Source organism: Enterococcus spodopteracolus (assembly GCF_030441955.1).
Taxonomy (GTDB): domain Bacteria; phylum Bacillota; class Bacilli; order Lactobacillales; family Enterococcaceae; genus Enterococcus_B; species Enterococcus_B spodopteracolus.
The window spans coordinates 504,665-530,019 of sequence record NZ_JARJHD010000001.1 but is presented as its reverse complement, the minus strand read 5'-3'; the positions used below and the strand labels follow the sequence as shown (position 1 = coordinate 530,019).

The following is a 25,355-nucleotide window of genomic DNA, read 5'->3' as shown; positions in this document are numbered from 1 at the left end:
CTGAACACTTGTGTCCCGACCTCCTTTGTCAGTTGCTCTTAAACATGTATTTATCTTACAAAAAATACGACTGACTTAGCCTTCTACATCTGCTAATAATTCCGGGAATACTTCTGGATCGAAGGTTTCAGCTTTGAACATCGCAATTTCTTTTCCATAAGGGGCATAAGCCAATTTTTTATCTTTTCCGACATATGGTGTTTCAAGAATCTTTGAAACATCTTTGAACATTGGTTCATGGACGATTTTATTCAATGCATCAAAACCGATCGTACCAAAGCCGATATTGGCATGGCGGTCTTTATGTGAACCTTGTGGATTTTTTGAATCATTGATGTGTAGTACTTTTAAGCGATCTAAACCAATCACTTTATCAAACGTTTCAATGACGCCATAAAAATCATTCGCTACATCATAGCCGGCATCGTTCGTGTGGCATGTATCAAAGGTGACTGATAGCTTTTCATTCAACGTCACTCCCTCGATGATCTGTGCCAACTCTTCGAACGTTCGGCCGATTTCTGTGCCTTTTCCTGCCATTGTCTCTAAGGCGATTTGTGCGGTCTGTTCTTTCGTCAAGACTTCATTTAGCCCTTCAATGATCCTTGCGATCCCTGCCTCTGCTCCAGCACCGACATGTGCGCCTGGGTGCAATGTGATCTGAGTTGCTCCTAATGCTTCCGCTCGAACGATTTCTTCTCTTAAAAATTGCACAGCAAATGGAAACATCTCTGGTTTCGTTGTATTGCCTAAATTAATGATATACGGTGCATGGACCACTAGATTCTTCAGTCCATTTTCTTCCATATATTGTTTTCCAGCTTCAATATTCATTTCTTCAATTGGTTTTCTACGGGTATTTTGTGGTGCACCCGTATAGATCATAAAGGTAGAAGCACCATAGCTGGCTGCTTCTTCTGCAGCACCTAGTAACATCTTTTTACCGCTCATACTGACATGTGAACCTAATAACATCGTACTCCTCCTATAAAGCCCTCTCGGCTAGTCACTCAGTGAATGGATTTGTTCACTCTTCTTTTATCTTAACTGAAACGGATTTGAAAGAAAAGTTTGAAATCTGTCCAATGATCCGAGCAGATACAAAATAACTAGAAGTATTTTTAATGTTTTCTCAAAACCAAAGGTCAAAAAGGACACAAAAAAAGCCATGTCTGTTTTTTTGTTCTATTATTTGCTATAATTAGCGAAATAAAACCATTAGTTGAGGTGAAACCTTTGCCACGTAATAATACACGAAGAAAACAAGCACGACAAACAAAAGAAAAGTGGTTTGTTCCTAAGGTCATTTTTCGCGTTTTTCAATCATTAACCGTTTTTATCATGGTTCTTATCATTCTATTCGCTGCATTAGGTATGGGAGTTGGTGCCGGCTATTTTGCGTATCTAGTTGAAGATACAAAGCTACCTTCCAAATCTGAGTTACAATCTGAGTTAGGCAATATAACTGAAACATCAAAACTTGTTTATGCCGATAATACAGAGATCTCGACGATCCAAACTGATTTAATGCGGACAACTGTCCCTTCAGATCAAATGTCGCCTTATTTAAAATCTGCGATCATCAGCACAGAGGATGAATATTTTGAAGAACATAAAGGCTATGTTCCTAAAGCGGTGATCCGAGCACTTTTCTCTGAAGCAACTGGGATCGGCTCATCTGGAGGATCAACACTGACCCAGCAGTTAGTCAAGCAACAGATCTTGACCGATGAAACAACCTTTAAGCGTAAAGCAAATGAGATTCTATTGGCTGCACAAGTCGAGAAACATTTTACTAAAGACGAAATCATCTCCACTTATTTGAATGTTTCACCTTTCGGAAGAAACAATAAAGGCCAAAATATTGCCGGTGTCCAAGAAGCTGCGCAAGGGATTTTCGGAGTCAATGCGAGCGATTTATCCTTGCCACAAGCGGCATTTATCGCAGGTTTGCCACAAAGTCCGATTACTTATAGCCCTTATACCAATACAGGTGCATTGAAAGAAGACCTTACTACCGGCTTAGAAAGAAAAGACATCGTGCTATTTAGCATGTACCGTGAACACCAAATCACAAAAGAACAATATGAAGAAGCAAAAGCCTATGACTTAACAAAAGATTTCTTAGGTCAACAAGTGGCAGAACAAACTGACCGTGACTTCTTATATTACACGATCATGAATGCCGCGACCGATATCATTGCTAGACAATTGGGAGAAAAAGATAACGCAGATCTATCCGATACAGACGTCTACAATGCTTACTATCAACGTGCAGAACAAACGATTCAAAATCAAGGCTATACGATTCATTCAACGATCGACAAAGGCATCTATGATGCGATGCAAGCAGGTGTTGCTAATTATGGTTACTTACTTGATGACGGAAAAGGCACTCCTGTTGAGACTGGTAACGTTCTGATGGATAATAAAACCGGTCGAGTTTATGGATTTGTCGGTGGTCGTAATTATGCGCTGAACCAAAATAATCATGCTTTTGATACTCAAAGACAAGCCGGCTCATCGATCAAGCCGATGTTGGTTTATGGCCCAGCGATCGATATGGGCTTAGTTGGTTCAGAATCACGTGTTTCTGACTATGCAACTACTTGGCAAGAAGGCTCAAATGCCGGAGAAGACATCGTCAATGCGACGAATAAAGGATCAAATACCTTCCAAACGGTTCGTGAATCATTGGAATGGTCGAACAATATCCCTGCTTACCATTTATATCAAGATGTTTTGAACAATGGCGGCTCAAAACAATACGCCTACGAAACGTATCTATCAAAAATGAACTATCCTGCAAATGCCAACTGGGGTGTTGAATCGGCCCCACTGGGAACAGTCGATGTCACCACTCTTCAACAAACCAACGGCTTCCAGGCATTAGCAAATAATGGTGAATTCCAGCAAGCGTATATCATTGATGCGATCACTGACAACGATGGGAATGTGATTTATCAACACGAAGTTAAACCAGTGCGTGTCTTTTCCGAAGCCGCCGCTTCGATCGTCAATGATATGTTGCGTAGCGTTATCAATGAAAAAATCACCACACCATTCAAAGATGATATCACTAGTCTCAATGGCAGCTTAGGGCAAGCGGACTGGATCGGTAAAACTGGTTCAACGAATGATTACCGAGATTCATGGTTAGTTGTCTCGACCCCTTCTGTCACGATCAGTAGTTGGGCAGGACACGATGATAATACCGGAATGGATGCCCAAGCAAGATTACGTTCATCCAAATATTTAGCGAATTTAATCAATCAAGTGTATCAAGTAAACCCAACGATTTTTGGTACCGATCAGAAATTCACACTTGCTTCTGATGTGAAGAAAGAAGACGTTTCTGCCTTTACAGGACAATTACCTGGAAAAGTGACCGTGGACCGAAGATCGATCAATACACCTAGCAAAACTGTCGAGTCACTTTGGGCAAAAAATGGTCCTGAAAAAAGCACCTTCAAATTTGGTGTAGGTGGAACGGATGAAAATTACAAAGATTACTGGAATACTGTCGGAACATTCGAACGTGAAAATCCACAGAACAAAGAGGATGACAAAGACGACGATTAACAAAACAATCTGAGTCCACTACTTTTTCTCAAAAAATGAGTCGGATCTTGATAAATGATATCAAGATCTGGCTCATTTTTGTTTTTACTTATCTTTGGTGAAGCTTTGACCCTGCTATTTCCACAAAAAAGTAGCTGAAACGACTATTCTTTGTCATTTCAGCTACTTTTAGTTATCGTTTTATTCGATCAATCGCTGGATGTTTATCTCAATCGATTTATTTCGTTGAACCTTTTTCTTCAATTCCATATGGTAAGATGATTGTTTTTTCTTCTACTTCTTCTTTGTTCATCATTTTTGTCAATAGACGCATTGATACCGCACCCAAGTCATATAATGGTTGCGTAATACTTGTCAAGCGTGGGCGAGCAACTTCAGTCAATAAAGAATTGTTGCTTGTGATGATCTCAAATTCTTCTGGTACTTTGACACCACGGTCAATCAAGCCATCTAAAATACCGATTGCTAGTTCATCATCCGTCACATAAACAGCAGTTGCTCCACTATTATGGATACGTTCTACTAATGACAAGCCATCTCTAAAATTATAGCTTGATTCAAAGATCAAACCTTCACTATAAGTCAGTCCATTTTCTTTCAACGCTTCTTTGTAGCCTTTCAAACGGTTTTGGCCATTAATCGGGTCAATCAATGCACCACTTACAAAGGCAATTTTTTTATTGCCGTTTTTAGCTAATTTAGTCACTGCATCTTTTGTCGCTGAAGTATAGTCGATGTTGACACTTCCTACTTGTTCGTCGGGATCGATCGAACCAGCTAAGACAACTGGAGTTTTTGAACGTGAGAATTCACCACGGATTTCATCTGTGATATGATGCCCCATGAAAATCACACCGTCAACTTGTTTGGCTAAAAGATTGTTCAGTACGTTGACTTCTTTTTGGTCATTTCCGTCTGAATTTGCCAAAATGATATTGTATTTGTACATCGTTGCCACATCATCGATCCCACGTGCTAATGAAGCAAAGAACATATTGCTGACATCTGGGATGATGACTCCAACCGTCGTTGTTTTTTTACTTGCAAGACCACGAGCTACAGCATTTGGGCGATAATCTAAGCGGTCAATGACTTCCAATACTTTTTTTCTTGTAGCTGGTTTTACATTTGGATTCCCGTTGACAACACGTGAAACAGTAGCCATCGAAACATTTGCCTCTCTCGCTACGTCATAAATAGTGATAGTTTGTTTTTCCATCGTTGTTCTCCTATTCTATTTTTATATCTTTTCTGAAAATACGATTTACATTTCTAAAACAGAATATCAAAGATTGACAGAAATTGCAACCGTTTTACTAGCGTTTTCATGAAAAAAATCACCTTTTTCACTTTTAGTCAATTGGTCTTTTTTTACAAGAGTGGTACAATGAATTATCGAAACATGCCATAAATGCGAAAGAAGGATGTCCAAATGAATCTTGAAAAAATCAATGAATTACGCCAATGGATGGCTCAAAAAGAAATCGATCTTGCTTATATCAGTGATCCAGGTCATATCGCCTATTTTGCTGGTTATGAAAGTGAACCCCACGAACGTGTACTAGCTCTGTTTCTTCCACTTGACCAAGATCCTTTCTTGTTTACACCAGCGTTAGAAGTAGAAGATGCACAAAATAGTCCTTGGGCCTATGATGTCCGAGGTTATCTTGATAATGAAGATCCTTGGCTATTGATCGGGCAAGAGATCCGCACCCGTTATCCACAAATAAAAACGATCGGAATCGAAAAAAATGCGTTGACGGTTGATCGCTTTGACGCGTTATCGCAACAAATGACAAGCAGCGTCCGATTTGCTGACCTGACTCCGGTCATCCAACGTCTGCAATTGATCAAAACAACAAAAGAAAAAGAGCAATTGATTGCGGCAGGAAAGTGGGCAGATGTAGCTTTTGAGATCGGTTTTCACTCCATCAAAGAAGGCGTAACGGAACAAGCGATTATTGCTGAAATCGAATATCAACTAAAAAAACAAGGGGTATCTCAAATGTCTTTTGACACGCTAGTTTTAGCGGGGACAAATGCAGCAAGCCCTCATGGAACACCTGGAAGTACCACGATCCAACCAAATGAACTTGTCTTGTTCGATCTAGGTGTCGTATGGGATGGCTATTGTAGTGATGCGACACGAACAGTTGCCTACCAAACACCGACAGAATTTCAAGAGAAAATCTACCAAATCACGCTTGAAGCTCAATTAGCAGCCCAAGAAGCTGTTCGTCCAGGCGTCACAGCCGCTGAACTTGATCAAGTCGCACGTAACGTCATTGAAAGCTACGGCTACGGCGAATACTTCAATCATCGTCTAGGTCATGGTATTGGTACAACTGTTCATGAATATCCCTCACTAGTTGCAGGCAATGATCTAGTGATCGAAGAAGGCATGTGCTTCTCATTAGAACCAGGTATTTATATCCCTGATCAAGTAGGCGTAAGAATTGAAGATTGCGTCTATGTCACAAGTGACGGTTGTATCCCATTTACAACAACACCAAAAGAATTATTAGTAGTGGAGTAAGGTTGTGAAAGAAGCGTTTTGACCTGAGCAGTAAGCTGGGAAATCAGAAAATAGCTTTCTATATTTTTTGATTTCTCAGCTTAATGTTGAAGGTCAGCTTCTTGAACACCGTTTGTCGAGGTTGTGAAAAAAACGTTTTGACCTGTAAATAAGCGATAACCCCAAAGTAGAAACTCTTTTCGGGTTATCGCTTATTTTTAGTTGCTTTTTCTGATATCAGTTAGTTGCCTGTTCATTTACTATTTGTTTCTTTAAATAGAATTTCGTTGTGCCAACAAAAGGCATATTTTCCACCGAAGCAAACACTTCAAAGCCGTGACTTTCGTAAAACTCTCTAGCTTGATAATCTTGTGTATTGACAGTCATATATAAGCATTGATATTCTAATGCTGTTTGTTGAACCGCTTCTATTAATCGTGATCCGATGCCTTCGTGACGGTACGATTGATCTACGCCAAGCAATGATAGATGCAAGGTATTTCCAAATAAAGATGCCACTGCGCCACCGATCCACTTCTCATCCTTAGATGCACTGATTGAAATGGTTTGAATTGTTAAGTGCTCATTTGTAGAAAATGATTGCATATATTGTTCTTTCAGTAGACCAATGATTTTCTTTTCTGTTTCTTCGGATTCGCTTTTCTTGATCTCAATCATTTACAATATCCTCTCCACGTAAGATTAGAGAAAAAAGGACACGAATCAGGTTGTTTCCTGATCGTGCCTTTTCTTGCTCACTTTTTAGTGTTGCTTATTTAAATGTATCTTTTAGATCTTCTTTCGCAGTAGCTGCATCTTCTTTTGCCATTTCAGACAAGATTTTTGCATCTTCAGTTATTGGTTTAGCCTCGTCAATGCCTTCTTTTACAGTACTACCTGCTTGATCTGCTGTATCTTTGATGTCGATCATGATGTCTTCTTTCGCAGCTGTGGCTGTGTCGCCTAAATCAGCGGCAGATTTTTTGAAACGATCAGATAAATCAGCTGATTGTTCTTTCAAGGTCACTAAAATATCTTCTGATTCATCTCCTGCATCTGCTGTTGCGTCTGAGACTGTTTGTTTTACATTACCAGCTAGATTGCCTGCTTGTTGTGAAAGATCTTGCGCTTTGTCTTTTGCGATACTTGTCAATTCAGTTGATTTTTCTTTTGCCATCTCTGTATAATCAGAAGCCATATCTAGAAAATCATCCGCTTGTGCTGCTAATTCATCCCGTAATTCTTTACCTGATTTTGGTGCAAGTAGCAATGCTGCCACTGCTGCGGCTGTACCACCAATCACTGCACCTAGTAAAAATCCACCTTTTTTTGCCATGATTATTTTCCTCCTGTCGTATCTGTTGTTGTTTTTTTGTGTTTAAAGAATTTCACCGCAGTCCCACCGACTTTGCTGGCAACAGTTGCTTTTGCTGTTGTTTTACCGATGCCACCGACTTTTGTAACGATGTGTTTGCTTGAAGAATTCAATTCTGATACACTCTCGCTCAAATCAGCGACAGCTGTAAATAAAGGATCGATTGTTGCTACTTTTCCGTTGATATCATTCAATAATTCGTTGCTTTTCACTAACAAGCCCTCGACTTGTCTCGATAAAAGATCAACATCTTTTGTAACGACTTCAATCGTTGTGTTTGCTTCTGTTACTGTTTGCTCTGCTTTTTCAATCGTTTTTGCTAATCGAATCAATACACGTACTAGAAAGACCACAAGTATTGCAAAAGCAATTGCTGCAATCAAGCCAGCAATTTCTCCAACTGTCATAATCAAGCCTCCTTCTCCTCTTCCTTGCTATAAGGATAGCATTTTCATATTTTTTAAACAAATAAAAAATAGCAAAAAGCTTCAACTACCTACATTTTGATCAGCAGCTGAAGCATCTCGCTTGTTTACTTTTTGTTAGTTGGTTCAGAAGTTTCTGTTGATTGATTGAAAGATGAAGGCGTCTCTGCTGCTAAAGACTTACCTAATGTTAGAATATATTCTCTTAACGGTCCACCCACTTCTGGATGTGTCAACCCATATTCGATGCTTGTTTTCATAAAACCAAATTTGTCGCCGACATCGTAACGTTTACCCGTAAATTTACGTGCGAATACGCGTTGTGTCTTATTCAATGTATCGATTGCATCGGTCAATTGGATCTCATTACCTGCACCTGGTTTTTGCTCTGCTAAGACATCAAAGATTTCGGGTGTCAATAAATAGCGTCCAATAATTGCTAAATCACTTGGTGCTTTACTTGGTTCAGGCTTTTCAACAAAATCTTTGACATTGAATAAGCCGTCTTCTAATTCTTCTCCTGGATTGATGATTCCATATTTAGAGGTATCTTTGTGTGGTACTTGCATCACGGCGATTGTTGATGCATGTGTACGCTCATAATCGTCGATCAGTTGTTGTGTCAATGGGATTTCATCTTCCATGATGTCATCGCCTAACATGACAACAAACGGTTCATTTCCGATGAATGCTCTTGCTTGCAACACAGCGTGTCCTAACCCTTTAGGATGCGATTGACGAATAAAATGAAGGTTTACATCCGTTGTTTCTTCCACTAATTTTAGTAATTCAGTTTTTCCTTTTTCGCCTAAGTTCGTTTCTAATTCGATATTTGAGTCAAAATGATCTTCAATTGGGCGTTTTGCTTTACCTGTGACGATCAAAATGTCTTCAATCCCTGATTTTAACGCTTCTTCTACGATAAATTGAATCGTTGGTTTATCAACGATCGGCAACATTTCTTTTGCCATCGCTTTTGTTGCAGGTAAAAATCTTGTTCCTAAACCTGCTGCTGGAATCACTGCTTTTTTTACTTTCATTTTTTTCTCTCCCTTAAAAATGTTAGTGAAATTCATTCTCTTTTTTGCCATCGCGCAACATGATCTCTGTCGCTGCTTCATTTATGTTCTTGTGCTCATATAGCACTTCATAAATCGTTTGAGTGATCGGCATCTCGATCCCCATGGTCTCAGCTAACTCTTTAGCGACTCGTGTTGTCTGGACACCTTCCACGACCATGCCCATATTATTCAAGACTTCGCTTAATTCATGGCCTTGTCCAAGCAGATTACCGGTACGCCAATTTCTCGAGTGGATACTTGTACAAGTGACAATCAAATCACCGACACCGCTCAGTCCGATGAAGGTCAACGGATTTGCTCCCATAGCAACACCTAAGCGGCTGATTTCTGCTAATCCTCTTGTCATGATAGCTGCCTTTGCATTATCCCCAAAACCTAAGCCATGGATTGCACCTGCACCGATTGCGATAATGTTTTTTAAAGCGGCACCCATTTCAACCCCAATGACATCAGGATTCGTATAGATTCGGAAATAATGATTCAAAAATAGTGTTTGAACAAATTTAGCAGCATCTGTCTCCGTACTTGCAGCAGTGATCGTCGTAATATCGTGACGAGCCACTTCTTCTGCGTGACTTGGACCCGATAAAACAGCAATTGCTTGTCTCTTTTCTGCTGGGATCTCTTCTGCTAGGACTTCTGAGATCCGCTTGTGTGTTCCTTGTTCTAAGCCTTTACTTGCATGGATGATCACTGGTTTTGTTTGCAAAACCTCAACGAGTTCTTGACATACAGAACGAATCGCCTTAGTCGGTACAACAAACAAAACAGCATCTACATCAGAAACAGCCTTCGCCATGTCCGAGTATGCGATGATCGTTTTGGGCAATTGGTGTTTTGGTAAATAACGCTCATTGGTATGCTTTTGGTTGATTTCATTAACCTGTGAGGCACGGTGACTCCAGAGTCGAACGTCATGACCATTTTCAGCAAGCACTTGTGCTAATGCTGTTCCCCACGAGCCAGCACCTAAAACCGCTACCCTATATTTCATTTTACCACTCCTGCAAATTTTTTCATTTTTTTCGACTTGGACTTTAGATAATGAATTGATTTTTTCCTAAAGATCGGTCGTAATCTGGTAAGTTGCCTTTTTTTCGACGCCAGATGAATAGAACGATTGCTCCAATGAATAGCACAGCAGATAAAAGCTGTGACACACGGATTGTATCTAAAAAGTAAAGACTATCCGTTCTCATTCCTTCGATGAAGAAACGACCAAAACTATACCATATCAAGTAAATCAGTGCGATTTCCCCTTTTTTCAAAAGATGTGTTTTTTTCCTTAGTAATAAGAGGAGGATCACGCCTATAAGGCTCCATATTGATTCATAAAGGAAAGTTGGTTGTCGATAGATCCCATCGATATACATATTATCAATAATAAAATTCGGTAAATATAGACTTTCTAAGAAACTCCTTGTTGTATCTGGTCCAAATGCTTCATGGTTCATGAAATTTCCCCAGCGTCCAATTGCTTGTGCTAATAAAACACTAGGTGCAGCAATGTCCAAGAACGTCCAGACATCAATGAAGTGATATTTCGTGTAAAAATATAATGTGATACCGCCTGCAATCAGACCACCATAAATCGCTAGGCCGCCTGAACGGATATTGAATATTTGGATCGGATTTGCAATATACTGTGGTAAATCGAACAAGATGTAATACAAGCGTGCGCCAATGATCGATAGCGGTAATCCCCATAACATAAAGTCAGTTACGTCTTCTGCTTTCATTCCTACCCTTACTGCTTCTCGACTGCTTAACCACATGGCGATAATAATGCCTGAAACAATGATCAATGCATACCAGTAAATAGGAACTCCTAAAAGGTCAAAAGCGACCCGGTTGATTTGTGCAATCATACTTTCACTCCTAGCTATTGTCCGTTTGAATTTTCTTCGATCAAACGGCTCAATCTTTCTTCAAATGTCTTCGTTGCATCGAACCCCATCGTTTTCGCACGGAAATTCATCGCAGCAACTTCAATGATGATTGCGACATTTCGTCCAGTTTTCACAGGTATTTTGATTTGGGGAATACCTACTTCCGCAATTTCAACAGAAGTATCTTCAGACCCTAAACGATCGTATTTTTTCTCTTTTGCCCAAGCTTCTAAGTAGACAGCTAATTGGACTTGCATCGATCCTCTGACTGCACTGGCCCCAAAAAGATTCATCACATCAATGATCCCGATTCCGCGAATCTCAATCAAATGTTCAAGGATTTTTGGTGGCTCTCCAATAACAGTTAGCTCATCTTGTTGATACACATCCACTCGATCATCTGCAATTAATCGATGGCCTCTTTTGATCAGTTCTAACGCTGTTTCACTCTTTCCAATGCCACTATCTCCTTGGATCAAGACACCTAGTCCATAGACATCGACTAAGACGCCGTGAACACTAGTCCTAGGTGCTAATCGTCCATCTAAATAACTTGATAACTCACCAAGCAAACGTGAGGTTGAGATCGGCGAACGCAAAACGGCCATGCCATGTTCATTTGCTGCTTGAATCATTTCTTCTGGTGCAGCTAAACCTCTAGAGATGATAAAGGCTGGCATGTCTTCACTGCATAAACGACGCATGATCATCAAACGCTCTTCCGGCATCATCCGTTCTGCAAAGCTGATTTCTTTACTCCCAAATAACTGTAGTCGGTCATGGGAATAATAATTAAAATAACCGGTCAATTCCAGTCCAGGTCTGGAGATATCACCAGTTACGATGACACGATTTAGACTTTGCTCGTCACCAGTGACGATTTCTAATGATAGTTTTTCTACTAATTGGCTAACTTTTACCATTTCTGCCATTCGTATACCTCATTTCTATTAAACTGTTCTCTTTTATTTTATCATTCTATCGGTAAAAGTACTACCAATAAAAAAAACAAGGGATATCCTTTTCATTACACTCGTTTTTTTGGCAAGCGCCGATCAAGAAATCGCTATCATCTCTTTGCAAATAAGAAGAGGAAGCGACAATTGCCACCTCCTCTTTCCACTTATTTGAATGTGCTTTATTGTCCTTTGCATTGTTTTCTAACGATTCCTGTTCATATTACGATTGCTAACGATGATATTTACGAATGACATGATCACTGCAATCATTATTGCTGATCCAAATGACGAAAAGCTAAAATTAGCTGCTCCGACAAAGAAGGAGGTCATTTGTAAAATCAATGCGTTGATCACAAAAGTGAATAATCCAAACGTCAACAAGGTAAAGGGGATCGATAAAAACATAATGAATGGCTTGACTAATAGATTCAGCACAGAAAGAACAAAACTTGCCACGACTGCGGTCCAAATACTATTCACAAATATCATATTTGGAAAAATAACTGCCAGAGAGATAAACGTCAGCGTACTAACAACAATACGTTGAAGATAAGACATTAAAAGTCACTCCATTCGTCATCGTTGATTTTCTCTGCCTCTTTTCGTTTATTCGTTTGTTCTCTGTAGTTGTTTTTTTGATAATAGTCGTTGTCATGTCCATAACGACGTTGATTATTCTTTCCTGAAGGCACGAGTAAAGCCAACAGAATGTATAAAATAATTGGGCTTCCGAATGCAACTAAACTTAAGAAGACGTAAATGACACGAACAACTGTTGGATCAATCCCAAGATATTCAGCAATCCCAGCTAAAGTACCAGTCAATACAATATTTTTATTTGATTTTGTCAACTTTTTTTTCACTTTCTTTCACCTCTGTTCTACTATTTTAATTGAAGAAAGATGCTAAAACAATCTTACTTCGGAAGATTTATTGAAATAATAAACCGATTGTTTGTTTCTTATAAGTATGATTTTCGCTTCGTCTTCCTCTTTCAGAAGGTCGAAGCGAAAAAATTATTTATCTGTATCTTTTAAATAGATACTACCTGTTGTAGTAGATAATTCAATTTTCGCCATTTCATTTTCAGAAAGGCGACGGAATTCTAACATTTGATTCGTGCGCTCTTTCTTTTCACGGATCACTTCATAATCAGACAGCCGACTATTGATACTACCGAGACTTGTTTTTGCGTGACCGTCCATACCGATAGTTGTTGGCAATGCAACTTTGACGTTACCATTAACTGAGCTTGCTTCGATTTTCTTCAAACGATCTTCTTTCACTGTCAGACGAACATCCCCATTGACCAATGAGATCGCTAAGTTTTCTGGTGTTGCGCCAAAAGTAACTGTACCATTGACTGTTTCAATGATTGAATCTAAAATATCTCCATTACGGACATCGATATTTCCGTTGACTCCACCAATCTCAAGCATCGTTGCAGCCATTTGCTCAACCAAGATATTACCGTTTGTTGATTTCATGTAAATATCTTTTACATCTAAGTCTTCAACTACAATATTACCATTGAGGAATTTGATTGCTGTATGGTCATACGTGCGTTTTGGTAAGTAGAAGACTAAATCGGCACGTACACGTTTGTTCGGGATTTGGAAAGAAATGTGTTCATCATTGACTTCGATTTGACTGCGTTCAGCAAAAGCTTCATATGGCTCTGCACCCATTTTTCCATAAAGCTTGATTTTCGCTTCGACTTTTACGTCTTCGCTATCCCAAGTTTTCAAGGTGACATTCCCATTAGCCGCTTTGATGTCGATAATACTTGCTTGTGGCGCGCTATAGTAAAATTCGTGTTCAAATTTAGTTGTGGCGATCCCAGGTACTCGTAAGCTGACATCTTTCCATTCCATATTGTCATTCACTGTTACGGAAACATTTTGGAAGGTTTTCTTTAAGAATTTACCTAGTTGACTCCCAGCTTCAGTCATTTTTTCGCCGACTTGGTTCAATGTGTCATTTGCTTGTTCTTTCCAATCCTCTGGCAAGTCAAATTTCTCAGCAAAGGTGTCTTTTTTCTCAGACCATTGGTTTTTACGGATATCCTTTAATTCAGCTTCAAGCTTGATACGCTCTTCAGATAAAAGATCACCGGCTGCTTCAAGTTCTTTGACTTCTTGCTCCAGTTGTTGACGTTGTGTCAATTCTTCTTCTGTTAGTTGATCCAACTCTTCTTTTGTATTCAATTGCATCAATGTTTCCTGTTTTTCATTGCGTGCAATTTTATTTTCAAAAAGTTTTGCGTTGACTTCATCTAAGTGAGCAGAAGTTTTATTCGCTTCAGTCGCCAATTCATCTAAGATTTTTTCTAGATTCTCTTTGTCTTCTTGTTCTTTTTGTCTTGGATCTGGTTTCACTGCTTCACGTTCAGCTTTGCCATTTTCAAGTTCATCGATCAAACGACTTGCTTCATCTTTTTCTTTACGATCAGCATGTACACGATCTGCCTCTTTTGCGATTTGCTTTTCATCTTTTTCAGTTGCCATACTCTCCAATAGGTCTAAACCTTCTTCAGTTGAAAGGATGCCTTTTTTAACTAATTCTAAAATACGTTCTCTTTCTTTCATGGAAATTGCCTCCTTATAGCAAAAATTGTTTGCAAGCTTTTCCTTACATACATATTATGCAATGATTTGAAGAAAAAGTCATAGGACTTAAGTTGTAACTTTCTCTCATTCTTAGGATGATTTTTTCTGTCGAGTAAATAAAATTGAAGAAATGACTGACGTTATCGGTAAAACAAGGATCGCTGCACTTGTCGTGACCACTACAGTTACATACTCCAAAACAAAAGTTTTTTCATTGATCAACTGGCCAAAAGACAATTCTAGATCAATGAACCATAATATCAGAGCTAAACAATTTCCCATAAAAGCAAAAACCAAGGTCGTTACTGTTGTAGCTAAAATTTTTCTGCCGATCCGTATACTCGATTTTACTAATTCCCGATAGCTTTGTAATGGATCTGTGAGATATACTTCATACGTCGCACTAGCGACGGACACACTTGCATCTAATACGGCTCCACTCACACTGATCAATAAAATTGCGCGCGTCAATGCGAAAAAATCCAGAGGTACATGTAAATCGAACCCTGTTAGTTCATCTAATTCAACCCTTGTAAACCCTTGGATCGCTAATTCAGAAAGAAGCGGCGTCACCACTAAGAAAACTACTAAAAAAAGTAATACACTAAGAAAAGCTGCTTTCATCTTGAGATTGTAGCCATTAACAAAAAACAATGTGACACTAGTGATCAATAAAAATATCACGATGGCACTTGGTAATATTGGCAACCGAAAATGATAGAGGAGCAATAGAAGGAAAAACAATAGGATGTTGATGAACAGACCTAAAATCGTATAGAGCCCATTTTTCCCACCAACCAGTAAAATCAATAGCACTAAGAGAAGCGCTAAGAGCAAAAGTACATTCATCAAATCGCCCTCCGATACTTCAAATGGCTTAAATAGCATAAAAGTGTAATGGGAATCGAAAGGACAATGCCTAGACTTCCGCTGATCACACGTAGCAATTCCAACGAGAGATGTAGCTCAACCGCATCTCTCAAAGGCCAACCATTGTTAAAGTAAACAAGTAACATCGGGATCGTCCCACTGACGTATACGAATAGTAAGATATTCGTCATTGAGCCAATCACATCTTGTCCTACCATTTGACCAGATTGCCACAATCGTTTCATCGTTATTTTTGGTTGTTTACTCAGCAACTCATCTAAAGTTGTCGTGACTGTGACAACTGTATCCAATACCCCACCTGTCATCCCGACTAATAAACTAGCTAAAAAAACGGAACGATACGGTCGAGTCAAGTAACTCATTTCCTCATAACGTAATCCTTGATCGTTCAAATAATCCATTGCGAACAAACAAATTAGAAACGCTACACCTACACTCGTCATTGTTGCGACGATTTTTATCAGTCCACCTTGTTGCCAACCATCTAAGGCAAAAACGCAAATGATCGTTCCTAGTAAGACAAAAAGAATGCTCGTCATCACCAAAGATATCCCTTGGATCTGCGTGAAACCCTGAAGAAGTAAAATCAATAACAAGAGATTGAGTCCTACACTGATCAAAGTGAATATGCCTGCTTTTCCGCCTACGAATAAGAGCGCACAGATAAATAAACTTGTAAAAAGGAATAACCAGCCGTCATTCTTTTTACTGAGTATCTGCCATTCATCCCCGATTTTACGTATGAGATAAAGTTGATTCGTCTTAGCTTTTGCATGTTCGATCTGATTTTCTTGGTGCGGAATAAACAGAGTGAGTTCTGTTCCTTTCGCTTGCGTATTCATCAATTCTCCTTTGATTACTTGTTGTTCATTTTCTAGCGATACTTGCTGTACTTGCATGATTGGGTCTTCGTACCATTCAGTGGCATGTTGGATTGCCCATGCGGCCACAAAACAACTACAAAGAATCAAACATTTGATCAATAATCGATTTTTTTTCTGCATACGCCTTCCTTTCTGAGGTTGTGAAAGAAGTGACTTGATCTGAGCAGTAAGAAAGAAAATTGAAAAATAGTTTTTCATATTTTACAATTTTTTAGCTTAGTGTAGAAGGTCAGCTTCTTGAACACCGTCTATTCGTTTTTAGAAGGAACAGGATATCTAATGTACCCGATCCTTAAAATTTATGAAATGGATAACAATAAATAATGAATCATCGCCAAATCTCAAATATTTGTCTTCTATAATTAATAAAAAAGCCAACTTCCAAAAATATATCTCTCTTTTCGGAAGTTGGCGCTTATTTCTCAGAAATACTGATCAGCATTTGACAAAAATCAGCGAATGATTTTTATCTTTGATTAGTCTCTTCGTTATGATTTGTGTTCAACTCAGTGATTTTACCTGTAGCTAGATACACGATCCACTCACAGATATTTGTTACGTAATCACCGATCCGCTCTAAATAACTTGCTACGTTGACATAGTCCGTTCCACTGATAACAGTTTCGGGGTTTGCTTGCATATTTTTGATCGTTGCATTGTAGATCCGATTGAAGGATTCATTCACACGATGATCCATGTTTGCAATCGTACGTGCGTCCTTTTCATCTGTTTTAACGTAAGCGACTAAGACATTATCTACCATTTTTTTGACATAATCAGACATATCAGAGATTTCTTTTTCGATTTCAGGAATTCTTGTTTCTCCTTTAAGACGAATCGTTGACTTGGCGATTGATACTGCGTGGTCAGCCATACGCTCTAAATCTGAACTTGCTTTCATGACTGTGATGATCGTTCGTAGATCAGTTGTCACCGGTTGTTGCAAAGCAATCATTTCAAAACTTTTTTTCTCTAATCGTGTTTCCATATCATTGATTGTAATGTCATTTTCAATTACTTCTTTTGCAAGAACTTTGTCGTGTTTTGTATAAGAGCGCACTGATTTATGCACGGCATTACTAACCATCATTCCCATTTCGTAAAATTGATTATGAAGGTTCAATAGTTCTTCTTCAAATTGTGTTCGTAACATCCTCTTTCCTCCTTATCCGAATCGTCCTGAGATATAATCTTCCGTTTCTTTTTTATCAGGATTCATAAATATTTTTTTCGTATTGTTGAACTCGATCAAATTGCCATCTAAGAAGAAAGCTGTTTTGTCTGAGATACGTGATGCTTGTGACATATTGTGAGTCACGATGATCATCGTATAACGTTCTCTTAACTCTAATAACATACTTTCTATTTTACCAGTAGAGACTGGATCTAAGGCACTAGTTGGCTCATCTAATAAAATAATTTCTGGATTGACAGCTAACACGCGAGCAATACACACTCGCTGTTGTTGTCCACCTGATAAAGACAACGCACTTTTATGCAATTTATCTTTGACATCTTCCCAAACAGATGCTGCTTTCAAGCTCTCTTCTACTACTTGGTCTAACACTTTTTTGTCTTTTTCACCTTTGATTTTCAATCCATAAATGACATTTTCATAGATTGAAAATGGAAAAGGATTTGGTTGTTGGAACACCATACCGATTTCTTTACGTAGTCCAACGATATCCGTTTTAGGACTGTAGATATCATTGCCCTTGTAAACGACACTACCAGTGATCGTTACACCTGGAATCAAATCATTCATACGATTCAATGAACGTAAATAAGTAGATTTCCCACAACCAGATGGTCCGATCATTGCAGTGATCTCGCCTTTATTGAAACTTAGATCAATGCCTTTCAAGGCTTCTTTTTCCCCATAATACAGATGAAGATCTTTTGATGAGATAATTTCTTTTGTCATAGCAAGTCCTCCGTCTTAACCAAAATGACCGGACACATAGTCTTCAGTTGCCTGAATCTTAGGTCTAGTAAATATCTTATTCGTCTTGTCATACTCGATCACATTTCCAAGATAGAAGAACGCAGTATAATCGCTGATTCGGGCAGCTTGTTGCATATTGTGAGTCACAATAATAATCGTATAATCTTCTTTTAAGTTGACTAACGTTTCTTCGACAGTCCCAGTAGAAATCGGGTCTAACGCACTCGCTGGTTCATCAAGCAATAAAATATCTGGTTTCATCGCGATTGCACGAGCGATACAAAGACGTTGCTGTTGTCCACCTGATAACGCCAAAGCACTTTTATTCAAACTATCTTTGACTTGATCCCATAATGCCGCTTGCTTCAAACTAGTTTCGACGATCTCATCTAGTTTTTGTTTGTTTTTCTCCCCATGCTGTTTCAAGGCAAACGTAATATTGTCATAGATTGATTTACTAAAAGGATTCGGACGTTGGAACACCATGCCGATTCGTTTACGCATTTCGTAAACGTCGATTTGTGGTGCATTGACATCGACTTCTTTGTACATGATCTTTCCAGTGATCTTCGTGTTTGCGATCCCATCGTTCATTCGATTCAATGAACGTAGATAAGTGGACTTCCCGCACCCTGATGGTCCGATCAATGCAGTGACTTTATTCTTTTCAAATTCAAGATTGACACCTTTAATGGCTTCGTTATCGCCATACCATACATGCAAATCATCTGTATATAGCGCGATATCTTTTTCAGCGCCCATTTTGATGATGTTGGTTTCATTCATATTATATTCTTTCATTCTGCTTCTTCTCCTTAAGCTGAAGTCATTTTACGGTGCAGACGTTTTCCAATTGCTCGTGCACCAAAGTTGAATAGTAACACAGCGATGATCAATACTGCAGAAGCTCCTGCCGAAACGGAAACCCCATCGGGCATCGTTCCTTCTGTATTGATTTTCCAAATGTGGACAGCTAGTGTTTCAGCTTGTCGGAAGATACCGATCGGGCTGGAAATGCTAAATGGATTCCAGTTAGTAAAATCTAAGGCTGGCGCACTTTGACCAGCGGTATAGATCAACGCTGCAGCCTCACCGAAAATACGACCAGAACTCAAGATGACCCCCGTCAAAATACCTGGTGTCGCTTCAGGAACAACGACACGAAGTACTGTTTCCCAACGAGACAATCCTAGAGCTAAACCAGCTTCACGTTGTGTGTAATGAACAGCTTGTAAAGATTCTTCGACTGTCCGAGTCAATAAAGGCAAGTTGAATACGGTTAATGCCAAGGCACCTGAAATGATCGAGAACCCATATTGGAATTGGATAACGAAAACCAAGAAACCAAAAAGACCGACAACAACAGAAGGTAATGAGCTAAGAATCTCAATGGATGTGCGGATAACATCTGTCAACCAGTTTTTACCTGCATACTCAGACAAGTAGATTCCTGCACCCAGTGAAATCGGAAAACTGATGATCATTGTGATAATCAGTAAATAGATCGAGTTGAATAATTGGATTCCGATCCCTCCGCCAGTTTGATACGCTTTTGACGGTTCAGTCAAAAATGCCCAAGAGATATGTGGAATACCGCGAACTAAGATATAAAGAAGCAACGCAGCGAGGATCAGGACGATGATGCCTGAAATCACATATAAGACACCTGTTGCTATTTTATCAGAACGTTTTGCATTCATTATTTCAATTCTCCCTTCTTACCAATCAAGCGGATAACGATATTAAAGAATAATGACATCAAGAGTAGGATCAAGGCTAGAGACCACAACACGTTGTTTTCAACGGTACCCATGATCGTATTTCCGATACCCATCGTTAAGATCGATGTCAGTGTTGCAGCTGGGGTGGTAAAGCTTGTTGGCATCAATGCCGCATTCCCGATAACCATTTGGATCGCTAAGGCTTCACCAAAGGCACGAGCCATCCCAAAGACGATAGCTGTCAAGATTCCTGGAATTGCTGCGCGTAAGACTACTTTATACGTGGTTTGCCATCTCGTTGCTCCCAATGCAAGAGAAGCTTCACGATAGTGTCTTGGTACGGCTTTTAACGCATCGACTGTCATCGTCGTAACCGTTGGTAAGATCATTACGAACAACACAAATGTTCCGGCTAAAATACCAAAACCAGTTCCGCCAAAAATGCCACGAATAAATGGAACGATGACGGATAGACCGATAAACCCATAAACAACTGAAGGAATACCTACAAGTAGTTCAATGACCGGTTGTAAAATCTTTGTTCCGTTTTTCGGAGAGATTTCTGTCATGAACACAGCTGCTCCGATGGCAAAAGGTGTTGCAATGATCGCAGATAAAAAAGTAACGATAAACGAACCCGCGATCATTGGTAAAGCTCCTACCATTGGTTTTCCATCCGGCCCTAGTGCGCTCGGATTCCAATTTGTTCCAAATAAGAAATCGAAAACATTGATTTTATCAACAAAAAAGGTCGCTAACCCTTTGCTGGCAACAAAATAAAATATTGCTAAAACAACCACTACAATCAATGCAATACATAAAAAGCTGATAAACTTTCCACGTTGTTCCATTTTCGAGCGCTTGGATTTAGTTACTAGTGCTTTTTTTACATCTTCCACAGATGATTCCTCCTTGGTCCTTTAACATACCTATACAGTCTACTAAGCGAATATCAATTTGATTTTAATAACATGTAAATTTTGTGCTAACTTTGTAAATTTTGTGTAAAGATGGTTAATTCACCACATTACCTTCCCAATCGCGTTCAACTTTCATACTCGACACTGGAATATAACCCAACTCTCCAACGATATTTTTTTGCACTTCATCTGATAAGATATAAGCTAAAAAGTCTTTCGTTAATTGACTTGTCTCTTTTCGCGTATACATATGCTCATAAGCCCAAATCGTCCAATCATTTGTTGTGACGTTCTCGTCTGTTGGCTCGACTCCGTCGATTTTCAGTGTATCCACATCTTTTGATACATAAGAGAATGCGACATAGCTGATTGCTCCTGGCGTGTCAGCAACGATTTGACGGACCATTCCACTAGAATCTTGTTCTTGGGAACGAATCGCTGTTTCGCCGTCTAAGACCCATTTTTCAAAAGTTGCTCTCGTTCCACTACCTGCTGCACGGTTCAAAATCACGATTGGCTGATCTTTCCCACCTAGTTGTTTCCAGTTCGTCAGTTCACCAGTAAATACTTTTTTCAAATCTTCCATCGAAATGTTGTCGATGCCGACTTCTTTGTTGACAATTGGTGTAATGCCCACTACTGCTACTCGATGGTCGATCAGTGCAGACGCATCGATCCCTGATTTCTCCTCTGCAAACAAATCAGAATTACCGATCTCAACAGCGCCTGATTGGACTTGCGATAAACCAGTACCACTTCCGCCACCTTGTACATTGATAAATCTGCCGGGATTTTCTGATTGATATGTCTCAGCAACCGTTTCAACTAAAGGTTGTAAAGCGGATGATCCCACCGCTGTGATCGATTCTCCTTGGTCGACCAGGTTTGAACACCCAGACATTGTTATAAATAGTGCTATCATTGGTATTAATAATCGTAATTTTTTCATTAGAAATCTCCTTCAATCCTAAAGTATTTTCATTTTAACATTTTCACTATTACTTGAAAATCAATTAATTTTATTAAATAACAAATAATTTAATTTAATCAAAAAAATACTATCTCAATAAATTTTTCTATGCTATACTGGCATTGAAATGTGTCTCTGTACCAAGCAAGCATTAACTTATTTCTTGCTTTCCCCAAAAAACAAGAAATACCCCAAAAGTTAATTCCCGCTCTTGCGAGACGCTTTCTCCATTTCTTGTAATAAAACTACAGAAATGGCCCCGATAGAAAAGGACATGAAAATCTGCTCTTATGAGTCTATTTCATGTCCTTTTTTGTTCAGTTTTTTACAAGAGTGGCGAAACAAGTCGAGCCAATCCCTCTTTTAGCTTGATCATCCAACCCCGAGCCTCGTAACGTTCTTTTGTCAAACGCTCAGAAACTTTTGCATCTTCAAAAAATGCTCCTCGCACTTGAGTTGCGAGCCGTTCATCATAGATCAGTGTATTGACCTCAAAATCTAAACGGAAAGAACGAACGTCGATATTTGCTGAACCTACGGAAACGATTCCGCTATCGATGATCATTGTCTTCGCATGAATAAATCCATTTTCATAAGTTTCAATGACAGCACCATATTCGATCAATTCAGCAGCAAAAGAATACGTTGCCCAATAAACTAATGGGTGATCTGGTTTATTGGGGATCTGCAAATGGACCTTCACACCGGATAACAATGCCAATTTTAAAGCTTCGTGGATTGATTCATCTGGAATATAATAAGGCGTTTGGATCAAGATTTCCCGCTTGGCCAGTGAGATCATTTTAAGGTACGTCATTTTGATTTGTTCATGTTCTGAATCTGGTCCACTCGTCACGACCTGTAAGGCAATCTCACCGGTTGATGCAATACTTGGGAAAAAGCGCGCCGCATAGTGTACTTCTTTTGTATGTTGAGAATTCCAATCCATCAAAAAACGATTTTGTAGCGCATAGACTCCTTCACCATAGATACGCAAATGATTATCTCGCCAGTAACCAAATTTTTGCACGAGACCTAAATACTCATTTCCCACATTGAATCCACCTGTATAACCAATTTTCCCATCAATCACTACGATCTTTCGATGATTCCGATAATTGATTCGCGGGTTCAGATAAGGAACAAAAAGCGGAAAAAAGAAAGCAACTTCTCCACCAGCTTCTTTTAACTCATGGAAAAACTTGGTTGAAACTTCTGTCGATCCCCACGCATCCAGTAAAACTCTTACTTGTACCCCTCTGCGAGCAGCAGAAGTTAATGCTGCGCACACTTCGATCCCTAAGCTATCACTACGATAAATGTAATATTGTAGATGGATATGATCAGTTGCCTGGTCAATGTCCTCGATCAAACGATCAAACTTCTCTCTTCCATCGGTGAACAACGTAACGTCATTGTTTGTGGTATACAGCGTGCTTTCTCCAACAGTTAGTATATAAATCAACTGTTTGACATCCACTTGTCCAGTCGGAGGATGTGGGTATAATCCCCGCATCAATGCCTGTCGATCCTCTTCAATCTCTAAGTTCTTACCGACCTTTCCCTGAATCTTCAAATCAAATATCTTATCTTTGGAAATCCCACGTCCAAAGAAAATATAAAGGAAAAAACCTAGGATCGGGATAAAAGTCAATACAAGTAACCATGCCCAAGTTTGAGCAGTTTCTTTTCTTTCGGTAAAAACGATCACTAAAGATAATAATGTATTCGTAAGCAGTAAGATCGTCGAAAAATTGTCAAAAATAATATCCATTGCCTCACCTCTTATCCGGCTATCCTCCTTAGGATAGCGAAGTTGTTTTTTAAAGTAAAGAAAAACCACTGATTTGTCTACCAGAAAAACCGGCTTCCTAAGAATACTATAGATAGACAGGAAAGAGTAAGTTTATTTTTCTATAAAATAGATTTTTCGAGAATGAAAATTTTTGTAAAAAAAACCAGCAGGATCGCTCCCACTGGTCTGCTTCATATCTTTGTCTAAAATTTCAAGAATCTTCTCATTGAAATAATCGAACCTAATGAACCAATAATGACACCAATACCGGCCATCAACGCATCGATTTTCCAAACGATATCCTGTGGCTGTATCAATGAGTAATTTGAACGCAACAAGGTTGGGTTGAGTAATCTGTAGATTTCCTGATACCCAAATGTGAGGATCAATACAGGAATAATGGCTCCAATCAAGCCGATCCAACCTCCTTCAAGGAAGAAAGGCCAACGGATATAGCCATTCTTGGCACCAACTAAACGCATGATCTGGATCTCTCTTTGACGTGAAATGATCGTGATACGAATCGTATTTGAGATCAAGAACATCGCGACAAACAATAGCAAGGCAGCTGTTGCTAATCCCCATGTACGCACTGCCGCAGCAATATCAAAGATTCGGTCAGACGAAGTGCCACCATAATCCGAACGGAAAACATTTTTCAACTTCGCCGCTTCTTCAGAAACTTCTTTAGTATAAGAAGGTTGTGTCGTTGTTACAACGTATACATCGTATAACGGATTGCCGTCTCCCTCAAACAAACTCCAAGAATCACCCATTTGATCCTGGATTTTCTTTAATTCTTGGTCTTTACTTGAAAATTCAACTTTGTTGACGTGTTCAAGTTCATTCAATTCTTTTTCGAGTGTTTTCATATCTTTCTCATTCGTCCCGATATCAACGAACACAGAAACATCTACGTTACCTTCGATGTCTTCGGCTAATTTAGTCGCATTCATGATAATTGCCATAAATACACCGACCAAAGTCAGTGTGATCGTCACTGCACTGATCGATGCGATGGTCATCCAACCGTTTCGTTTTAAACTTTTGATACTTTCTAATAAATGGCGGAAAAAGGTTCTAATCATCGTATCCATATTCCCCTTCCGCTTGGTCACGAATAATCCGGCCATTTTCAATGGCGATTACGCGGTGACGAATTGTATTAACGATCGTACTGTTATGTGTAGCCATAACAACAGTGGTTCCTTGCGCATTGATCCGATCCAATAACTTCATGATTTCCCATGAGTTTTCTGGGTCTAAGTTTCCTGTCGGTTCATCTGCAATCAATACTTTTGGTGTATTCACGATTGCTCGAGCAATCGAAACACGTTGTTGTTCCCCACCTGACAATTCACTCGGGAAAACACGTACTTTGTGTTTCAAGCCGACTAAGTCTAAAACTTCCATGACACGTTTTTTTATGTCACGAGGTTTTCTACCGATGACTTGCATCGCATACGCGACATTTTCATATACAGTTTTTCGAGGTAATAATTTATAGTCTTGGAAAACTACTCCAATTTCTCTACGTAAATAAGGTACTTCACGATCCTTGATATTTATCAGATCATGGCCAGCAACGTTCAACGTTCCTTTCGTTGCTTTTTCTTCTCGGTACATCAATTTGATGAATGTAGATTTACCAGCACCAGATGGTCCTACTACATAAACAAACTCTCCTTGGTCAATGACGATCGAGAGATTTCGGATAGCTGTGGTACCATTTGAGTACTTCTTCATTACATCCTTCATTTCAATCATGGCGTTCTCTCCATATCTTTTCAGTC

Annotated in this window: 25 protein-coding genes; 2 read left to right on the top strand and 23 right to left on the bottom strand. The window is 39.3% G+C overall.

Annotated elements, in window-relative coordinates; all coding sequences use genetic code 11:
* Window positions 1-75: 75 nt before the first annotated feature.
* Window positions 76-975 carry a deoxyribonuclease IV gene (locus tag P3R27_RS02535; RefSeq protein ID WP_301356492.1) on the bottom strand — a complete coding sequence of 300 codons (900 nt, stop codon included), beginning with the start codon at window positions 973-975 and terminating at the stop codon, window positions 76-78.
* Between the two features lie 261 nt (window positions 976-1,236).
* Between P3R27_RS02535 and P3R27_RS02530 the strand changes: the two genes are divergently transcribed.
* A complete protein-coding gene (locus P3R27_RS02530) occupies window positions 1,237-3,582 on the top strand; it encodes a transglycosylase domain-containing protein (RefSeq protein WP_284592158.1) in 2,346 nt (781 codons plus the stop codon).
* 217 nt (window positions 3,583-3,799) lie between these two features.
* Here P3R27_RS02530 and ccpA read toward each other — a convergent pair whose 3' ends face one another.
* Window positions 3,800-4,801 carry a catabolite control protein A gene (gene ccpA / locus P3R27_RS02525; RefSeq protein WP_023520019.1) on the bottom strand — a complete coding sequence of 334 codons (1,002 nt, stop codon included), beginning with the start codon at window positions 4,799-4,801 and terminating at the stop codon, window positions 3,800-3,802.
* A 213-nt stretch (window positions 4,802-5,014) separates the two neighbouring features.
* Here ccpA and P3R27_RS02520 point away from each other — a divergent pair, with 213 nt between their 5' ends.
* The gene (locus P3R27_RS02520) at window positions 5,015-6,118 is read left to right on the top strand and encodes an aminopeptidase P family protein (protein ID WP_126134225.1); all 1,104 of its coding nucleotides are present in this window, start codon (window positions 5,015-5,017) and stop codon (window positions 6,116-6,118) included.
* A gap of 216 nt (window positions 6,119-6,334) precedes the next feature.
* On the opposite strand, the gene P3R27_RS02515 is transcribed toward P3R27_RS02520, so the two are convergent.
* The 21 genes from P3R27_RS02515 to ftsE all read right to left on the bottom strand — a co-directional run bounded on the left by P3R27_RS02515 (window position 6,335) and on the right by ftsE (window position 25,329).
* On the bottom strand, window positions 6,335-6,775 hold the full coding sequence (locus P3R27_RS02515; RefSeq protein ID WP_301356494.1) for a GNAT family N-acetyltransferase: 441 nt from the start codon (window positions 6,773-6,775) through the stop codon (window positions 6,335-6,337).
* Window positions 6,776-6,869: 94 nt separating this feature from the next.
* The gene (locus P3R27_RS02510) at window positions 6,870-7,433 is read right to left on the bottom strand and encodes a YtxH domain-containing protein (RefSeq protein ID WP_126134226.1); all 564 of its coding nucleotides are present in this window, start codon (window positions 7,431-7,433) and stop codon (window positions 6,870-6,872) included.
* 2 nt (window positions 7,434-7,435) lie between these two features.
* Window positions 7,436-7,879 (bottom strand): DUF948 domain-containing protein, encoded by a 444-nt coding sequence (locus P3R27_RS02505; RefSeq protein ID WP_071866768.1) that lies wholly within the window; start codon window positions 7,877-7,879, stop codon window positions 7,436-7,438.
* A 125-nt stretch (window positions 7,880-8,004) separates the two neighbouring features.
* Entirely contained in the window at window positions 8,005-8,937 is a 933-nt protein-coding gene (galU, locus tag P3R27_RS02500; RefSeq protein WP_034687391.1) for a UTP--glucose-1-phosphate uridylyltransferase GalU, read from the bottom strand.
* Between the two features lie 22 nt (window positions 8,938-8,959).
* Entirely contained in the window at window positions 8,960-9,973 is a 1,014-nt protein-coding gene (locus P3R27_RS02495) for an NAD(P)H-dependent glycerol-3-phosphate dehydrogenase (RefSeq protein WP_126134227.1), read from the bottom strand.
* Window positions 9,974-10,016: 43 nt separating this feature from the next.
* Window positions 10,017-10,847, bottom strand: a complete 831-nt coding sequence (gene lgt / locus P3R27_RS02490; RefSeq protein WP_034687395.1) for a prolipoprotein diacylglyceryl transferase — start codon at window positions 10,845-10,847, stop codon at window positions 10,017-10,019.
* Window positions 10,848-10,861: 14 nt separating this feature from the next.
* Window positions 10,862-11,800 (bottom strand): HPr(Ser) kinase/phosphatase, encoded by a 939-nt coding sequence (gene hprK, locus P3R27_RS02485; RefSeq protein ID WP_010734928.1) that lies wholly within the window; start codon window positions 11,798-11,800, stop codon window positions 10,862-10,864.
* A 228-nt stretch (window positions 11,801-12,028) separates the two neighbouring features.
* A complete protein-coding gene (locus P3R27_RS02480; protein WP_010734927.1) occupies window positions 12,029-12,385 on the bottom strand; it encodes a phage holin family protein in 357 nt (118 codons plus the stop codon).
* On the bottom strand, window positions 12,385-12,690 hold the full coding sequence (locus P3R27_RS02475) for a PspC domain-containing protein (RefSeq protein ID WP_010734926.1): 306 nt from the start codon (window positions 12,688-12,690) through the stop codon (window positions 12,385-12,387). Before P3R27_RS02475 ends, P3R27_RS02480 begins: the two co-directional genes overlap by 1 nt.
* Window positions 12,691-12,843: 153 nt before the next feature.
* On the bottom strand, window positions 12,844-14,415 hold the full coding sequence (gene liaX, locus P3R27_RS02470) for a daptomycin-sensing surface protein LiaX (protein ID WP_126134228.1): 1,572 nt from the start codon (window positions 14,413-14,415) through the stop codon (window positions 12,844-12,846).
* 111 nt (window positions 14,416-14,526) lie between these two features.
* Window positions 14,527-15,285 (bottom strand): YibE/F family protein, encoded by a 759-nt coding sequence (locus P3R27_RS02465; RefSeq protein WP_034687399.1) that lies wholly within the window; start codon window positions 15,283-15,285, stop codon window positions 14,527-14,529.
* Complete coding sequence (locus tag P3R27_RS02460; protein ID WP_034687401.1) at window positions 15,285-16,331, bottom strand: YibE/F family protein; 1,047 nt, start codon at window positions 16,329-16,331, stop codon at window positions 15,285-15,287. The genes P3R27_RS02465 and P3R27_RS02460 overlap by 1 nt, the downstream gene beginning before the upstream one ends.
* A gap of 346 nt (window positions 16,332-16,677) precedes the next feature.
* Window positions 16,678-17,364, bottom strand: coding sequence for a phosphate signaling complex protein PhoU (gene phoU, locus P3R27_RS02455; RefSeq protein ID WP_010734921.1), 687 nt, complete (start codon window positions 17,362-17,364; stop codon window positions 16,678-16,680).
* Window positions 17,365-17,376: 12 nt separating this feature from the next.
* Window positions 17,377-18,135, bottom strand: a complete 759-nt coding sequence (gene pstB, locus P3R27_RS02450) for a phosphate ABC transporter ATP-binding protein PstB (protein ID WP_010734920.1) — start codon at window positions 18,133-18,135, stop codon at window positions 17,377-17,379.
* Window positions 18,136-18,150: 15 nt separating this feature from the next.
* Window positions 18,151-18,957: a phosphate ABC transporter ATP-binding protein PstB gene (gene pstB, locus P3R27_RS02445; protein ID WP_034687407.1), complete on the bottom strand. Its 807-nt coding sequence runs from the start codon at window positions 18,955-18,957 to the stop codon at window positions 18,151-18,153.
* Between the two features lie 14 nt (window positions 18,958-18,971).
* Complete coding sequence (gene pstA / locus P3R27_RS02440; RefSeq protein WP_010734918.1) at window positions 18,972-19,856, bottom strand: phosphate ABC transporter permease PstA; 885 nt, start codon at window positions 19,854-19,856, stop codon at window positions 18,972-18,974.
* Window positions 19,856-20,776 carry a phosphate ABC transporter permease subunit PstC gene (gene pstC, locus P3R27_RS02435; RefSeq protein WP_034687410.1) on the bottom strand — a complete coding sequence of 307 codons (921 nt, stop codon included), beginning with the start codon at window positions 20,774-20,776 and terminating at the stop codon, window positions 19,856-19,858. The genes pstA and pstC overlap by 1 nt, the downstream gene beginning before the upstream one ends.
* A gap of 115 nt (window positions 20,777-20,891) precedes the next feature.
* Window positions 20,892-21,746 carry a phosphate ABC transporter substrate-binding protein PstS gene (locus P3R27_RS02430; protein ID WP_034687412.1) on the bottom strand — a complete coding sequence of 285 codons (855 nt, stop codon included), beginning with the start codon at window positions 21,744-21,746 and terminating at the stop codon, window positions 20,892-20,894.
* Window positions 21,747-22,092: 346 nt separating this feature from the next.
* Complete coding sequence (gene cls, locus P3R27_RS02425; protein ID WP_126134230.1) at window positions 22,093-23,541, bottom strand: cardiolipin synthase; 1,449 nt, start codon at window positions 23,539-23,541, stop codon at window positions 22,093-22,095.
* 224 nt (window positions 23,542-23,765) lie between these two features.
* A complete protein-coding gene (ftsX, locus tag P3R27_RS02420) occupies window positions 23,766-24,650 on the bottom strand; it encodes a permease-like cell division protein FtsX (RefSeq protein WP_284592157.1) in 885 nt (294 codons plus the stop codon).
* Complete coding sequence (gene ftsE, locus P3R27_RS02415; RefSeq protein WP_010734913.1) at window positions 24,643-25,329, bottom strand: cell division ATP-binding protein FtsE; 687 nt, start codon at window positions 25,327-25,329, stop codon at window positions 24,643-24,645. The genes ftsX and ftsE overlap by 8 nt, the downstream gene beginning before the upstream one ends.
* Window positions 25,330-25,355 lie beyond the last annotated feature (26 nt).

Coding starts and splice junctions, on each gene's coding strand:
- P3R27_RS02535 (WP_301356492.1), bottom strand. CDS start 975: ATGTTATTAGGTTCACATGTCAGTATGAGCGGTAAAAAGATGTTACTA.
- ccpA (WP_023520019.1), bottom strand. CDS start 4,801: ATGGAAAAACAAACTATCACTATTTATGACGTAGCGAGAGAGGCAAAT.
- P3R27_RS02520 (WP_126134225.1), top strand. CDS start 5,015: ATGAATCTTGAAAAAATCAATGAATTACGCCAATGGATGGCTCAAAAA.
- P3R27_RS02515 (WP_301356494.1), bottom strand. CDS start 6,775: ATGATTGAGATCAAGAAAAGCGAATCCGAAGAAACAGAAAAGAAAATC.
- P3R27_RS02510 (WP_126134226.1), bottom strand. CDS start 7,433: ATGGCAAAAAAAGGTGGATTTTTACTAGGTGCAGTGATTGGTGGTACA.
- P3R27_RS02505 (WP_071866768.1), bottom strand. CDS start 7,879: ATGACAGTTGGAGAAATTGCTGGCTTGATTGCAGCAATTGCTTTTGCA.
- galU (WP_034687391.1), bottom strand. CDS start 8,937: ATGAAAGTAAAAAAAGCAGTGATTCCAGCAGCAGGTTTAGGAACAAGA.
- P3R27_RS02495 (WP_126134227.1), bottom strand. CDS start 9,973: ATGAAATATAGGGTAGCGGTTTTAGGTGCTGGCTCGTGGGGAACAGCA.
- lgt (WP_034687395.1), bottom strand. CDS start 10,847: ATGATTGCACAAATCAACCGGGTCGCTTTTGACCTTTTAGGAGTTCCT.
- hprK (WP_010734928.1), bottom strand. CDS start 11,800: ATGGCAGAAATGGTAAAAGTTAGCCAATTAGTAGAAAAACTATCATTA.
- P3R27_RS02480 (WP_010734927.1), bottom strand. CDS start 12,385: ATGTCTTATCTTCAACGTATTGTTGTTAGTACGCTGACGTTTATCTCT.
- liaX (WP_126134228.1), bottom strand. CDS start 14,415: ATGAAAGAAAGAGAACGTATTTTAGAATTAGTTAAAAAAGGCATCCTT.
- P3R27_RS02465 (WP_034687399.1), bottom strand. CDS start 15,285: ATGAATGTACTTTTGCTCTTAGCGCTTCTCTTAGTGCTATTGATTTTA.
- P3R27_RS02460 (WP_034687401.1), bottom strand. CDS start 16,331: ATGCAGAAAAAAAATCGATTATTGATCAAATGTTTGATTCTTTGTAGT.
- phoU (WP_010734921.1), bottom strand. CDS start 17,364: ATGTTACGAACACAATTTGAAGAAGAACTATTGAACCTTCATAATCAA.
- pstB (WP_010734920.1), bottom strand. CDS start 18,135: ATGACAAAAGAAATTATCTCATCAAAAGATCTTCATCTGTATTATGGG.
- pstB (WP_034687407.1), bottom strand. CDS start 18,957: ATGAAAGAATATAATATGAATGAAACCAACATCATCAAAATGGGCGCT.
- pstA (WP_010734918.1), bottom strand. CDS start 19,856: ATGAATGCAAAACGTTCTGATAAAATAGCAACAGGTGTCTTATATGTG.
- P3R27_RS02430 (WP_034687412.1), bottom strand. CDS start 21,746: ATGAAAAAATTACGATTATTAATACCAATGATAGCACTATTTATAACA.
- cls (WP_126134230.1), bottom strand. CDS start 23,541: ATGGATATTATTTTTGACAATTTTTCGACGATCTTACTGCTTACGAAT.
- ftsX (WP_284592157.1), bottom strand. CDS start 24,650: ATGATTAGAACCTTTTTCCGCCATTTATTAGAAAGTATCAAAAGTTTA.
- ftsE (WP_010734913.1), bottom strand. CDS start 25,329: ATGATTGAAATGAAGGATGTAATGAAGAAGTACTCAAATGGTACCACA.